The sequence below is a fragment of the Bilophila wadsworthia ATCC 49260 genome, assembly GCF_000701705.1.
GTDB lineage: Bacteria > Desulfobacterota > Desulfovibrionia > Desulfovibrionales > Desulfovibrionaceae > Bilophila > Bilophila wadsworthia.
Map to the genome: position 1 here is coordinate 57,697 of NZ_JNJP01000013.1, position 13,874 is coordinate 71,570.

16 protein-coding genes are annotated in these 13,874 nt (G+C 55.0%); 13 read left to right on the forward strand and 3 right to left on the reverse strand.

What is annotated here, in order from left to right; all coding sequences use genetic code 11:
* Positions 1 to 23: 23 nt before the first annotated feature.
* The 6 genes from T370_RS0107535 to T370_RS0107560 all read left to right on the forward strand — a co-directional run bounded on the left by T370_RS0107535 (position 24) and on the right by T370_RS0107560 (position 5,427).
* Positions 24 to 974 (forward strand): hypothetical protein, encoded by a 951-nt coding sequence (locus T370_RS0107535; RefSeq protein ID WP_051643796.1) that lies wholly within the window; start codon positions 24 to 26, stop codon positions 972 to 974.
* A 92-nt stretch (positions 975 to 1,066) separates the two neighbouring features.
* Positions 1,067 to 2,071 carry a class 1 fructose-bisphosphatase gene (fbp, locus tag T370_RS0107540; RefSeq protein WP_005026687.1) on the forward strand — a complete coding sequence of 335 codons (1,005 nt, stop codon included), beginning with the start codon at positions 1,067 to 1,069 and terminating at the stop codon, positions 2,069 to 2,071.
* 136 nt (positions 2,072 to 2,207) lie between these two features.
* Positions 2,208 to 3,296: a tRNA (adenosine(37)-N6)-threonylcarbamoyltransferase complex transferase subunit TsaD gene (gene tsaD, locus T370_RS0107545; protein ID WP_005026688.1), complete on the forward strand. Its 1,089-nt coding sequence runs from the start codon at positions 2,208 to 2,210 to the stop codon at positions 3,294 to 3,296.
* A 159-nt stretch (positions 3,297 to 3,455) separates the two neighbouring features.
* Positions 3,456 to 3,779, forward strand: coding sequence for a thioredoxin (trxA, locus tag T370_RS0107550; RefSeq protein ID WP_005026689.1), 324 nt, complete (start codon positions 3,456 to 3,458; stop codon positions 3,777 to 3,779).
* A complete protein-coding gene (locus T370_RS0107555) occupies positions 3,776 to 4,702 on the forward strand; it encodes an NAD(P)/FAD-dependent oxidoreductase (protein WP_029435339.1) in 927 nt (308 codons plus the stop codon). Before trxA ends, T370_RS0107555 begins: the two co-directional genes overlap by 4 nt.
* Before the next feature lie 2 nt (positions 4,703 to 4,704).
* Positions 4,705 to 5,427, forward strand: a complete 723-nt coding sequence (locus tag T370_RS0107560; protein ID WP_005026691.1) for an outer membrane protein assembly factor BamD — start codon at positions 4,705 to 4,707, stop codon at positions 5,425 to 5,427.
* Between the two features lie 178 nt (positions 5,428 to 5,605).
* On the opposite strand, the gene T370_RS0107565 is transcribed toward T370_RS0107560, so the two are convergent.
* Positions 5,606 to 6,034 (reverse strand): ACT domain-containing protein, encoded by a 429-nt coding sequence (locus T370_RS0107565; protein ID WP_005026692.1) that lies wholly within the window; start codon positions 6,032 to 6,034, stop codon positions 5,606 to 5,608.
* Positions 6,035 to 6,154: 120 nt separating this feature from the next.
* Positions 6,155 to 6,355 (reverse strand): twin-arginine translocase TatA/TatE family subunit, encoded by a 201-nt coding sequence (locus T370_RS0107570; protein ID WP_005026694.1) that lies wholly within the window; start codon positions 6,353 to 6,355, stop codon positions 6,155 to 6,157.
* 254 nt (positions 6,356 to 6,609) lie between these two features.
* Between T370_RS0107570 and T370_RS0107575 the strand changes: the two genes are divergently transcribed.
* The 7 genes from T370_RS0107575 (at position 6,610) to ilvC (ending at position 12,454) form a co-directional block, all read left to right on the forward strand.
* Positions 6,610 to 7,506: a hypothetical protein gene (locus tag T370_RS0107575; RefSeq protein WP_029435340.1), complete on the forward strand. Its 897-nt coding sequence runs from the start codon at positions 6,610 to 6,612 to the stop codon at positions 7,504 to 7,506.
* On the forward strand, positions 7,503 to 8,192 hold the full coding sequence (locus T370_RS0107580; protein WP_009378710.1) for an HAD family hydrolase: 690 nt from the start codon (positions 7,503 to 7,505) through the stop codon (positions 8,190 to 8,192). Before T370_RS0107575 ends, T370_RS0107580 begins: the two co-directional genes overlap by 4 nt.
* 37 nt (positions 8,193 to 8,229) lie before the next feature.
* Positions 8,230 to 8,529, forward strand: a complete 300-nt coding sequence (locus T370_RS0107585) for a YggT family protein (RefSeq protein WP_029435341.1) — start codon at positions 8,230 to 8,232, stop codon at positions 8,527 to 8,529.
* A 182-nt stretch (positions 8,530 to 8,711) separates the two neighbouring features.
* The gene (locus T370_RS0107590; RefSeq protein ID WP_005026702.1) at positions 8,712 to 8,945 is read left to right on the forward strand and encodes an HP1242/YdcH family protein; all 234 of its coding nucleotides are present in this window, start codon (positions 8,712 to 8,714) and stop codon (positions 8,943 to 8,945) included.
* On the forward strand, positions 8,945 to 10,636 hold the full coding sequence (gene ilvB / locus T370_RS0107595) for a biosynthetic-type acetolactate synthase large subunit (protein WP_005026704.1): 1,692 nt from the start codon (positions 8,945 to 8,947) through the stop codon (positions 10,634 to 10,636). The genes T370_RS0107590 and ilvB overlap by 1 nt, the downstream gene beginning before the upstream one ends.
* Before the next feature lie 43 nt (positions 10,637 to 10,679).
* Positions 10,680 to 11,171, forward strand: coding sequence for an acetolactate synthase small subunit (ilvN, locus tag T370_RS0107600; RefSeq protein WP_005026706.1), 492 nt, complete (start codon positions 10,680 to 10,682; stop codon positions 11,169 to 11,171).
* A 293-nt stretch (positions 11,172 to 11,464) separates the two neighbouring features.
* Positions 11,465 to 12,454, forward strand: a complete 990-nt coding sequence (gene ilvC, locus T370_RS0107605; RefSeq protein ID WP_005026709.1) for a ketol-acid reductoisomerase — start codon at positions 11,465 to 11,467, stop codon at positions 12,452 to 12,454.
* Positions 12,455 to 13,056: 602 nt separating this feature from the next.
* Here the strand turns inward: ilvC and T370_RS0107610 are convergent.
* Positions 13,057 to 13,362 (reverse strand): hypothetical protein, encoded by a 306-nt coding sequence (locus tag T370_RS0107610; RefSeq protein ID WP_005026711.1) that lies wholly within the window; start codon positions 13,360 to 13,362, stop codon positions 13,057 to 13,059.
* Positions 13,363 to 13,874 lie beyond the last annotated feature (512 nt).

Sequence of the window (13,874 nt, forward strand, 5' to 3'; positions counted from 1 at the left end):
GCCCGTTTACATTGGAGAGTTGTGTGTCCTTGCAGAGTTCCTTTATTACGACGGCCCTGATTGGCTCTTTGGTGTTCATCGGAGGCTGTTCCACGTTCGACAGCACATGGAAAAGCACCAAAGCTTTTTACGGTGAGTATATCAATCCCCCCGCCCAGATTGATTATGATGACAAAGGGGTATTGAATGACGCCGAAACGACGCTCGCCTCGCGCATGGTGGGCATAGACATCCAGCTTGAACAGCTCGAGCGGTATCTTCAGAACTCGGACAAGCCGCCGACGGGTGAATCCGTGGCGGTCCTTTTCCATCGTTTCCCGTGGCTTTCCGGCCTCGCGGCGGTGGACGCCAATGGCATGGTCCTCGCGCAGGAGCCCCCGGCGGCCATGAAAGAGCTTGATTTTGCGAAGATGCTGGAGCAGAAAGCCAGAGGCAACGAGTTGCGGGGCCTGCGTGGTCTGGTTGAGGATACGCCGCTTGGGCCCGAAGTGCTGACCGGCATTCCCATCTATTCCGGTTCGGAAATGTTGGGATTGCTTGTGGCTCATTTTGACATGCGGTCGCTGCTCACTTATACCAGCGGCGCTGAGGATCTTGTTGTGTTGGCGCCACAGGGGGTTTTGTGGCCGGGGCGTTTCGAGGTTGACGCCACGCCGCTGACGGGGCAGGACTGGAGCGAACTCACAAAAGATTCCACACATGGCACGGTTTCCAACAAGACCGGATCGTTCATCTGGATGGTACGTTTCCTCGGGACGCAGCCGATTGTGTTTGCGACGCCTTCGGAAGGGCATTTCCCCGAACAGCCCGGGCAGTTGGATGCGTTATCCCACCCGGCGGCCTTCAGTTCTCAGGGCATGATGGCTCCGGTCACGGAATCCCATGTCATCGAAGGCGGGGACAGCAGCATTCTGACAGCGCCGCTTCCCCCCATTAAGGGTTTGGGAATGGAGGAGTCAGCCATTTCGGATTGATCGAGGCGCGTACATGCCCGCTTTTGATGGTTATTCAAAGGCGATTTCTTGATTCACTTTCAGATCGTTCACAGGACCCATAAGGAGGGCTCATGTCTTCTGAAATCACCGTCACCGAACATTTGCTTCTGCAGCAGCAGAGGGCTCCGCAGGCGACGGGCCACTTTACTGCGTTGTTTCATGATCTTGTTCTTTCGGCCAAAATCATAGCCCGCAGCGTAAATAAGGCTGGTCTGCTTGATGTTCTTGGCGGCACCGGGGATATCAACGTTCAGGGTGAGAATGTCCAGAAGCTTGACGATTTTGCCAACAGGGTTCTTTTGTACCGGATGGAGCGTTCCGGTGTGTTGTGCGCCATAGCTTCCGAAGAGAATGCGGAACTGGTGCGCGTTTCGGCGGCATTCCCCCGCGGGGACTACATGCTGGTCTTTGACCCGCTGGATGGCTCCTCCAACATCGATGTGAACATCAACGTCGGGACCATTTTCTCCATCTTGCGCCGTAAGCCCGGCCGTACCGGTGAAGTGCAGCTCGATGAAATCCTCCAGCCCGGTTCCGAACAGGTAGCCGCCGGCTATTTCCTGTACGGCACTTCGACCATGCTGGTTTATACGACCGGTCAGGGCGTGCATGGGTTTACACTTGATCCGAGCGTGGGAGAATTCCTGCTGTCCCATCCCGATATCCGTATCCCCGAGACTGGAAGCATCTATTCGGTCAATGAGGGCAACTGGAATCACTGGGACGACAAGGCCAGAGCCGCGATCGACTACTTCAAGCATCCTGACGATCCGAATGCGACTCCCTGTTCCGCGCGGTACGTCGGCTCACTGGTTGCCGACTTCCATCGTACGCTCCTGTACGGCGGCGTGTACATGTATCCGCCGGACAGCCGCAAGGGAAAGAGCCGTGGGAAGCTGCGGTACCTGTGCGAAGCCTCTCCGTTGGCTTTTGTGGCGGAAAACGCTGGTGGCGCCGCGACCGACGGCCACAACCGTATCCTGGACATCACGCCGACCACGCTGCATGAACGGGTACCTCTGTTTATCGGGTCCCGCAAGGATGTTGAAGCGATCAACGCTATTTACAAGAAGTAAATCCGCGCATGGCCGGATGCGGTCCGGCGGCGTGATAGACGGACGATCGACCTCAGAGCGTGTTCACATGCCGAGAAAGGGTCGATCGTTCGTTTATCAGGGATATCGTTTTTTATATTGAACACGATGGGTTGTCATGCTTTGTCTTGGTATCGAAACATCTTGTGATGAAACGGCGCTGGCGCTGGTCAGAGACGGGAAGTGTGTGGAATCCGTGCTCGCCACGCAGATGGATGTGCACGCCCTGTTCGGGGGGGTCGTCCCGGAGATCGCGTCTCGTGAGCACTACCGTTTTTTGGGTGCACTGTATGACGAGTTGATGCGCCGCACGGGATTGACTCTCGCGGACGTGGACGTCGTAGCGGTGACCCGCGGTCCCGGGCTCCTTGGGGCCTTGCTTGTCGGCGTGGCCTTTGCAAAAGGGCTTTCTCTGGCGGGCAACAAACCGCTTATTGCCGTCAACCATCTCCATGCGCATTTGTTGGCCGTCGGCCTTGAGCATGAGTTGCTGTATCCGTTGCTCGGACTGCTTGTTTCCGGCGGGCATACCCATATTTACAGGGTAGACGCTCCGGAGTCCCTGGAACTGCTCGGGCATACGCTTGATGACGCTGCCGGGGAAGCCTGCGACAAGTTTGCGAAGATGCTGGGGCTGCCATATCCCGGCGGGGTGTTGCTGGATCGTCTCGCCCAGAGGGGGGCTGCCGATGCCCATCTGTTCCCGCGTCCGTACACCCATGTGGATAATCTGGATTTCAGCTTCAGCGGATTGAAGACGGCCGCGCTGACGTATCTCAACGAACATCCCGTGCTCGTGGAGGAGGGCAGGCGTGTCCGCGAAGCCGGTACCGACTCGGCCTCTCCCGCACTGTGTGATGTCTGCGCATCCTATATGCTGGCTGTGGCTGAGACGCTGAGCCTCAAGATGGAGAAGGCGTTTCACCGCGAGCGGCAAAAAGGGATCACCGGGATCGTCGTCGCTGGCGGCGTGGCCGCCAATACGCAGGTTCGAGCCGCGATGCATGTCCTTGCCGAGAAAGTGGGCAAGCCGCTTTTGCTGCCATCGAGATTTCTGTGTACTGACAACGCCGTCATGATCGCGCATGCGGGCGAATTGCTGGCTTGTAAGGGATACGGACAGGGGCTGGCGTTCCCAGCCATTCCTCGCGGGCAAAAACTCCCTGATGATCTTGGGGAGTTGCGTGCACCGCTGCACTCTCTATAAGCAGCTTGAGCCGTTTTTCTCATATAGTGAATCTTTTCCGCAGCATCTTGACACCCTGGGATCTCGCACCTACAATTGCTACGTTGGAGGCACTGCCTTTTCGCGTAAAAAAGTGCACCAGTTTGTTTCTTAACAAGCAACTTTCGTAAGGAGTCGGTAATGGCTACCCAAGTGAATGATTCCAACTTTGATGCCGTTGTGTTGCAGTCCCAGCTTCCCGTTCTGGTTGACTTCTGGGCCCCTTGGTGCGGTCCTTGCCGTGCCATCGGCCCCATCATTGATGAACTCGCCAATGAATACGAAGGCAAGTTGTCCGTGGTCAAACTGAATGTGGATGAAAGCCCCTCGACCCCCGGCAAGTATGGGATTCGCGCCATTCCTACCCTTATTCTTTTTAAGAACGGTGAAGTTGTTGAGCAGGTTACCGGTGCTGTATCCAAGTCCAGCATCGCGACCATGATCGAACAAAAGGCTTTGGCATGAAGCATTACGACGCCATTGTCGTAGGCGGCGGCCCCGCAGGGATCACTGCCGCCCTTTATCTCTGCCGTTCCGGGATTTCCGTGGCCCAGATCGAAATGCTTGCTCCGGGGGGACAGATCCTCAAGACGGAAAGCATCGAGAACTACCCGGGATTCCCCAAAGGGATCAAGGGATGGGAGATGGCTGATGCGTTCGCTGCGCATCTGGATGACTATGAATTGGACCGGTATAATGATGCCGTCCTCAAGATGGAGCAGGTTCCCGGCGGCTGGTCATTCAGCGTAGGGAAAGAGACCATCGTAGGGAAAGCTGTCGTTGTTTGCTCTGGTGCCAATCCCCGTCCTCTGGGGGTACCGCGCGAAACGCAGCTTACGGGACGGGGCGTTTCTTATTGTGCCTTGTGCGACGGCAACTTCTTCCGCGATCAGGTTGTCGCCGTGGTTGGCGGAGGAAACTCCGCGCTGGAAGAAGCGCTGTATCTATCCAGGATCGCCAGCAAGCTGTATCTGATCCACCGGCGGGAAGGCTTCCGCGCCGCCAAGGTCTATCAGGATAAGATCCGCGCCGCTTCGGACAAGATTGAACTTGTGTTGGATACTGTGGTAACCGGTTTGATGGGAGAAGACTCGTTGCAGGGGCTTCATCTGAAAAATGTCAAAACCGGTGAAGAAACACAGCTTCCTGTGGATGGAATGTTCGTCTTTGTGGGCTATGAGCCCCAAAACAGTTTCCTGCCTGTTGGTCTCGAATTGGACCCGCAGGGGTTCATCATCACTGATTGCGAGATGCGGACGAATCTGCCGGGACTCTTTGCGGCGGGGGATATCCGTTCCAAGATGTGCCGTCAGGTGACGACCGCTGTCGGCGATGGGGCTACAGCCGCTACGGCTGCCTTTACGTATCTTGAACAACTGGACGCCTAAGCATGTATTTTCGTCATCTAGTGCTGGCCGCATGTCTCTTGCTTCTTTCTGGATGTGGCATCATTGACTATTTCTTTCTGCCTCCGCCAGAAGATACGGCTCAGGAGCTTTACGAAGGCGCCAATGACGCCATGCAAGAGAAGAACTACTCGCAGGCCGCCCAGTACTATACAAAGCTCAAGGATAACTTCCCGTTCAGCCCTTATACGGTTGAAGCGGAATTGTCGCTTGGTGACGCTTTCTTCCTTGACGGAAAATACCCTGAGGCAGCCGAAGCCTATAAAGAATTTGAATCTCTTCATCCTCGCCATGAGGCTATCCCCTACGTCTTGTACCAGGTGGGGATGTCCAACCTGAAGAGCTTCATTTCCGTGGACAGGCCTACGACGTCGACACAGGAGGCTTTGGAATTCTTCGGACGATTGAGGGAGACCTACCCGAACAGCGAGTATGCCCAGAAATCTGTCGAGGAAATGAAAAATTGCCGTCGGCTCCTTGCCGAACATGAGCTCTATTTGGGGGATGTGTTCTGGAACATGAACAACTATGGCCCGGCTTGGCGGCGCTATACATACATCGTGGATAATTTCCCCGATGTGCCGGAAGTCAGTGCTCATGCAAAGGAAAAAGCTCTGTCCGCATACTATAGATATCGTGAGCAGCAGTCCCAGAAGGCCCGTGAGCAGATCCAAGGATCTTGGAAGCGCTGGTTTGATTGGCTCTAGCCGCTCTTTACGCTGAAAGAAAAACGCCGCCGGGAAATTAATTTCTGGCGGCGTTTTTTATGTGTGGGAAAGCGATAAAACTTGTTCCGCCGACAAAAGGCCGAGCTTCTCCAATTGCTTGTTAAGCATAAAAAAGTCCCCACTTGAATGTGGGGACTTTTCAAGGCACTCTTCTTCACTAACCGTTGATGCGGTCAGCGGGGATAATCGGAATGTTCTTGGCTTTCAGCACTTCGATGGCCTGATCGATACGATCGAAGCGGAAAATCATGGTAGCGCTGCCGCCGCCTTCCTGTACGAACGCGTACATGTATTCCACATTGACGTTTTGGCCGGACAAGGCTTCAAGGATGTTGTTCAGTCCACCGGGCTTATCGTCCACTTCCACGGCGACAACAGCGGTTCGCCCAACGGTGAATCCCGCTTCTTTCATGATGTTGATGGCTTTTTCCGTATCGTTCACGATGAGACGGAGAATGCCGAAATCGGACGTATCGGCCAGAGAGAGGGCTCGGATATTGATTCCCGCTTCCGCCAGCGTTTTGGTTACCTGAGCCAACCGACCGGCTTTGTTCTCAAGAAAAATGGAAAGTTGTTCGACTTTCATGGTGGCCTTCCTTATATGCCTTGCGTTGCTGCCAGCCTCCATCGGAGGAGTGGAATTATTCTGACAGATCTTGCCGAAAAACGCCAGCAAGGACTGAGCCTGAACTGAAATCGGAGCGGGCTATGCGGAATGGGTTGTGTCGTCTTTTTTCTTTTCGTCTTTGGGAGTGATGTCTATTTCGTCGGGCTCCGAGCTGGCCCGCTTGAAATTGCGGATGGCCTTGCCAAGCCCGCCGCCGATCTCGGGGAGTTTCTTGGAACCGAAAATAAGCACTACTATAACGAGAATTAAGAGCAATTCTTGCATGCCGATACCGTACATAAAGGCCTCCGTTTTTATAGGACAGAGATATACCGATGGATCCCGGGCAGGTCAAGCAAAGGGCGTTGCATCCTTCTGTCCATCAGGGTACACAACAAAATGCCGTGGCGGGATGGAGGCCTTGACGAGGCCGGAAGGGCCGAAATCCGCACAAGTGCGGATCACTGGAATCAATGGTAAGCACAGTACGCCTGTGAGGTTTAGAGGTCAAGATTGCAAGGCGGCTGCAAGAGAATTGTTACAAAGGATGTATCATGCAAAAAGAATCGGATGATTCTATTGTATATGTTCCAACGATGCACCGGGAATTCTTCCCTGAGGGGTTTTCGGGATGCGTTAAGCCTCTCTGGCCGGGGCTCTCGAGCCGCTATTGGGGACAACGAAATCCTGATGCATGGCACAAAATTTCTTTGCCCTATACCCCTACGGAGGCAGCGGCTTGTCTTGCGGAGCTGACGCAGCTTGATGAGGCGGGCATTGCGGCCCTTTCGGATACGGTGGCGTCTTCCCGGTCCACGGCTCAGAAAGTTTCACAGGAACGGGATGATTTGAAGTGCTTCGCCAAAACGGGAGAATGCCGAGAGGCCGGAAAAGATACGGTTTCAACAGAAGATATGCGGCGCTGGGCGCAGCGTTTTCTTTTGCTGGGCTGGCTTCAGGAAGAACGGGTTTTGGAGATGGAGCAGCTCTCGGCGCGTTATCGCGCGGGGGCGGAGAAACTGGCGGCCCACCTGGGCACGCGGGATACCGAGAGGGAACCTGCCGATGAAGATGCGGAGATGCTTTCCGGCTTGCTTGGCATGATGCGGGACTTGGTTCCTGAGGATCCGGCCACGCTGTTGCCATCATGGTGCTTTATCTTGGATTTGTTAGCAGTTTTATTGCCGGAAGGAACTATTGCCTGCACGGCGGATCAGCGGATGGCAAAAGCGTTTGCGGAAGCTGGCATATGTCAGGAATCACTGCCTCCGGCGCTTCTGGCACGATTGCCTGAAGGCTGGCATGCGCCTGAAGGCTATGCCGTGACCTATGGCGAAGAGCCGATGTGGAAGCTGATCGGGAAAAAAGCGCCGCAATCGGACAGGCCATGGCTTGACAGACGGCAACTCGTGATTCTTTGTACAGCAGACGATGTGTTGGAGCGGGCATGATGCAATCCTCGGTGACGACATTGGCTTCTCTTCTTGAGAGGACATTTCCCGCAGGGCTTTCCGGCCTCATTTTCGACTGTGACGGGGTCATGGTCGATTCCCGGGATGTGAATATCGGTTATTATAACCTGCTGCTGAGGGAAGTCGGCAAACCTCCGATTACGCCGGAACAGGCCGGATATGTGCAGATGTCCACGGCGAAGGAGGCTCTTGAGTATATTTTTTCGCCGGAGGAGCTGAAGCTGTTGCCGGCCATTGCGGAGCGTTACCCGTATCGGGATGTCGCGTTGCCGCAGTTGGAGCTTGAACCGGGGCTGGCGGATATGCTGCATTGGTTGCGTGAGCGGGGCGTCCGGCTCGGGATCCATACGAATCGCGGAAGCGGCATGTGGGACTTGTTGGCCCGCTTCAACCTGGGCGAAATGTTTGATCCTGTCATGACAGCCGAGATTGTTCCGTCAAAGCCCGATCCCGCCGGGGTTCACCGTATTCTTGAAACATGGAAGTTTGGTCCCGAGTCGGTAGGCTTCATCGGCGATAGCGCTACGGATGCCGCCGCGGCACAAGGCGGCGGAGTTCCCTTGCTGGCATACAATAGCCCGGATTTGCCCGCGGCTGTGCATGTCGACAATTTTGCGCATCTGCGCAGTGCGTTGGAGCGGCTTCCCCGGTTGGGCCGTACTTAAGAAGAACGCCCTTTACACTTATTTTCTAGGAGGTAGCATGTTTGTGCTTGGCAATATCCTCTTCGCCGTAGCGCGGGTTCTGGATACGCTTTTAACTTTGTACTTCTGGGTTGTTATCATTTCCGCCCTGCTGACTTGGGTCCGGCCTGATCCGTATAATCCAGTGGTCCGCACGTTGAATGCCTTAACCGAGCCCGTCCTGTACAGGATCCGCAAATGGCTTCCCTTCACCTATATCAGTGGGTTGGACTTGTCCCCCATCGTGGTGCTCGTCGCCATCCAACTGGTGCAGTCCATCGTGGTCCGTTCCCTGTTCCAGTATGCGGCCATGTTGTAGTAAACCGTGAAAAGCGGAAAGAGGGGCTGGCCGTCAGGAAAGGAAGAAAGCGCCTTTCCGGGAGTCAGCCAGGAATTGCCATTCCCTTTCCTTGTTTTTTGGGCTATGCACTTAAGGAACGGTAACGCACAGCGTCGCGTTCCAGTGTCGTTTTCAAACCTCTATGTATTGGAGAAAGTCTTATGGAACAGCGTGAGCTTCTTCTTCTGGAAAAGTACGCCGCCGTCAATCCTGAACTGAAAGAACTCTGGGAAGACCATATTCTTTATGAAAAGCAGGTAGAAAAGCTCGAAGCCAAGGCCTATCGCACTCCTACGGAAGAACAGACGTTAAAACAGCTGAAGAAACAGAAGCTTGAAGGGAAGACGCGTCTGCACGCCATCCTCGACGGCTATAACGAACAGGAAGGCAACTAATGTTGTGCACCGGGGCCAGGATCCTTTTGGAAAGTCTGAAGCGTGAAGGCGTTGACCTTTTCTTCGGCTATCCCGGCGGGGCTGTCATTGATATCTATGATGAGCTGTCCAACCATCCGGATCTACGCCATATTCTCGTGCGGCATGAGCAGGGTGCTGTCCATGCCGCCGACGGCTATGCGCGGGCTTGCGGAAAGGTTGGGGTTTGTCTCGCTACGTCCGGCCCCGGTGCGACCAATACTGTGACGGGGATTGCTACGGCCTACAGCGATTCCATCCCCATGGTTATTTTTACGGGGCAGGTGTCCACGCCGCTCATCGGGAATGATGCGTTTCAGGAAGTGGATATCATAGGGATCACCCGCCCCTGTACGAAACACAACTTTTTGGTCAAAGACGTCAAAGATTTGGCCGAGACTGTCAGGAAGGCCTTCTATCTGGCGCGTTCTGGACGCCCCGGGCCTGTGCTTGTCGACATTCCTAAGAACATTCAGCAGGCAAGCTGCGAATTCGTTTGGCCGGAAGATGTGGTGATGCGGTCATACTGCCCCACGTTCCGGGCCAATCTGAACCAGCTTCGGCGGGCGATGGACGTCCTCGTTACCTCCAGAAAACCGCTTATCGTGGCTGGTGGTGGCGTGATCATGGCCAATGCCGCAGAGGAACTCTGCACACTGGCCCACCTCATGCACGCTCCGGTCTGTTCCACGCTGATGGGGCTGGGGGCTTTCCCTGGTGATGATCCGTTGTGGATAGGTATGCTCGGTATGCATGGGACCTTCGCGGCAAACCGCGCCGTGACTCAGGCTGACGTCATTCTGGCTGTTGGAGCCCGTTTTGATGACCGCGTCACGGGGAAATTGTCCCAGTTCGCTCCCAACGCGCGAATCGTGCACATCGACATCGACCCGACGACTTTGAGAAAGAATGTCCGGGTGGAAGTGCCGGTTGTGAGCGATGCACTCAGTGCCTTGCAGGGGTTGCGTTCCATTTTGGAGTCCGGTCATGCCCAGAAGGACTGGGCGGGCGATCATGCGGACTGGATGGGGCAGGTGCTGGAATGGCAGAAGGAGCATCCGCTTTCCTGGGCCAAGGGCGATGTGCTGAAGCCGCAGCAGGTCGTCGAGCGCATGTATGAAATCACGAAGGGCGAAGCCATCATTACCACGGAAGTGGGGCAGAACCAGATGTGGGCGGCCCAGTTCTATAAATATCATAAGCCGCGGACATACTTGACTTCAGGTGGCCTCGGCACGATGGGATACGGGCTTCCCGCCGCAATCGGAGCCCAGATGGCTTTCCCGGATCGCCTTGTAGTCGATGTCGCGGGAGACGGTTCCATCCAGATGAACATCCAGGAGCTGATGACGGCTGTCGAAAATGGGCTTCCCGTCAAGATCCTCATTCTGAACAACCGCCATCTCGGCATGGTTCGCCAGTGGCAGGAACTTTTTTATGATGCCAACTACGTCGCCACGGACATGAAGGGGCAGCCCGATTTCGTGAAGCTGGCGGACGCGTATGGCGCGGAAGGCTATCGCATTACGACGGAAGAAGAGCTTGAGGAGCTGTTGCCCAAGGCTCTGGCTTCACCGAGGACCGCTGTTATTGACGTGCTGGTGGACAGGGAAGAGAATGTTTCTCCCATTGTGCCGGCCGGGGCCTCGCTGGACGAGATGTTGATCGTATAGGTGTTGCCCTCTTGGGTGAACTTTAACAGCTCTTGGAGGAAGAATGCGGCGCGTTTTGTCTGTACTTGTTGAGAATGAACCGGGTGTCCTCTCTCGTGTGGCGGGATTGTTCAGCGGTCGCGGTTTCAACATCGAGTCGCTCAATGTGGCCCCCACCCTTGAGGATGGGGTTTCTCTCATGACCATCACCACCAGCGGCGACGAACAGATCATCGAACAGATCGTCAAGCAGTTGCGCAAGCTGGTGACGGTCGTCAAGGTCGTCGACTTTTACGGGATGGCCTATGTTGAAAGGGAAATGATGGTCATCAAGGTCCACGCGGAAGAATCCAAGCGCGGCGAAGTGCTCCGCATAGCGGACATTTTCCGCTGCAAGGTCGTGGACGTGAGCCTTACCGACCTGACGTTGGAAGCGACGGGCGATCACTCCAAGTTGCAGGCGATTATCCAGTTGCTGCAGAAATTCGGCATTAAGGAGCTTGCTCGCACGGGGACGCTCGCTGTCCGGCGTACTATGCAGAGCGACGACATCTAAAACGGTTTTGAAAGTGGCCCGCAGAAATTTTCGCGGGCCGCTTCTTTTTTGGCGTTTATCTTTCGAAATGTTGTTTCTGGGTTCGAAAACAGCCGCAGCAGACTGGATTTCCCCCTTTTTCCGTATATCCGTTATGTTTTTATGGAGAGCGGGATATTGCCAGTCTCTGTGCTCTTGTGTATTTTGAGCTTTCGAGCAATCCGCTTTTAGGCGCATGCCCGCAGGTGATTCTGGGACGGTCCGCGTTGGGCCGTGTTTTCGGAATGTTTGGAGTTACCAGTTAAGGAGAGAACATGAAAGCCTTCTATGAACAGGACGCGAACCTGGATTTTCTCAAAAACAAGACCATTGCCGTTATCGGTTACGGCAGCCAGGGCCATGCGCATGCCCAGAATCTGCGTGATTCCGGCCTAAACGTGATTGTTGGTCAGCGTTCCGGTGGTGCCAACTACGCTCTTGCCAAGGAACACGGCTTTGCCCCCATGTCCGCCGCGGAAGCTGCCGCTGCCGCCGATGTGATCATGATCCTGCTGCCCGACCAGCATCAGGCCCGCGTGTACCGCGAAGACATCGCTCCGAACCTGAAGCCCGGCAAGTCTCTGGTGTTCGCTCACGGCTTCAACATCCATTTCTGCCAGATCGAACCCCCGAAGGACGTGGATGTGTTCATGGTGGCCCCCAAGGGTCCCGGCCATCTGGTTCGCCGCACCTTCACGGAAGGCGGCGGGGTTCCCTGCGTGTTCGCCGTCCATCAGGACGCCACCGGCGAAGCCACCCAGAAGGCGCTGGCCTATGCCAAGGGCATCGGCGGGACGCGTTCCGGCGTGATCGAAACCACCTTCAAGGAAGAAACTGAAACCGACCTCTTCGGCGAACAGGCCGTCCTGTGCGGCGGTGTGACCGAACTGATCAAGGCCGGTTTCGAAACGCTGGTCGCTGCCGGCTATCAGCCCGAAATCGCCTATTTTGAATGCTGCCACGAGATGAAGCTCATCGTTGACCTCATCTATGAAGGCGGCTTCGGCAAGATGCGTCATTCCATCAGCGACACCGCCGAATTCGGCGATTACCGCACCGGCCGCCGCATCATCACCGACGAAACCCGCAAGGCCATGAAGCAGGTCCTGAGCGAAATCCAGGACGGCACGTTCGCTCGTGACTTCATCCTTGAATGCGGCTGCGGCTACCCGAGCTTTAAGGCGAAGCGCCGTATCGAAAACGACCACCAGATCGAACAGGTGGGCGGCAAGCTGCGTGCCCTTATGCCTTGGCTGAAGAAGTAAGTTCTGAAGCGACTGTTTGATAAAAAATCCCCCAAACGTTTGTTTGGGGGATTTTTTCTATTCGACGGATCAGGACTTTTTGGGCGCTTCGTTCTTGTGTTCCGAAAACCATTTGCACTTATGGATGCACCACCACGGAGTCACGATGAACCGGCCATCGGCCTTTGTTTTCCTGTCTGGGTGGGCACCACTCGTTGCACAGTCCAGAGAGCACAACATCAGGGCTTGGCATCGCTCTCCGTGGGGGCAACGGTGTAGTTCTTCCTCTTCGGGCATGGGCAAGGGCATCTGTCTATCTCCTCGTTGGCGGTATCGAAAGGAAAGCGGGCCGATACCGTATCCAACTCAGGATACCGGAGAGCCGGGAAGAGGGCAAGCTCACAGGTATGACCGCATTTTCTTCATCGCGTTTCCAGTGGATCATCGGGGGAGCAAAAGGATTCGCCTCTGAGCTGGAGTGACTCTCGGAATCGGCTCAGGGGGGAGAATATGTGGAAGCTGGATCTTCATGGATGAACCGGCGCGAGTATCAAGCAAAACCCGCTTTGGCGGGTAAAACGAAAGGGCCGGAAATGTTTCCGGCCCTTTCGGTATGGACAGTGCTATGAAGCGCAAAGGCGTCCGTTTTTGACAAAGGAAGAGAGGGACCGTTCCGAGAATATACGGTATCCCTCCGCATGATCGGCTTCAATGCGGACGTTGCCGAGCTGATCCAGCATACGCTTCCTGATGCAAAACGTAAAACCGGAAACTTCCGTGGTCACATCGTCGTCTTCCGGTTCATCCAGAATCAATTCCAATGTCGGGCTGTGGCAGCAGCTACATCCGGGTTCAATGCGGAACGTACGTTCGGTACGTCCTCTTAGGCGCTTCAATTCGTCAAGTACCGCTTCGGATAACGTGATCATATTCGCCTCATTTTATAATGTACCGTTGGCGAAGAACCACACGGCATGTATCTCATCTTTAAGAGCCGCATTGTCCTTTTCTAGGGCAACTGTTTGGAAACTTCATGACGGTTTTCCGATAGTTCCGCGTCGTATCGGTTGCGCCTGTTTGTAGGGACAATACCGTTCAGATCAAAGGCGGTGCTTTCCATGCCCGCGAAGGGGCCGAGGCTTTGCCAGACCCGACACTGACAGGAAAGCGCATACCATGCACCTTGCGGAGAGTCGTCAGGTAAAAGGCTGAGTATTCATGGGGTATATAGGTAAAAGTCAATAAAGAGAGTGTATAATGTTCATATGGCTTAGGACGTTTAAAGCCGCTTTGAGAATAAGGTTCTCATGACCTTTTCTCATAAAGGGTACGAGACGAAAACAGGTGTGTCAATAATGCGTTGTAAGAACGATCAGCCAAATCCTTGACGTGATCCCCCGGCTAAGCCGGGGGGCTCCTGCAGTTTGACAATTCCCTAAAA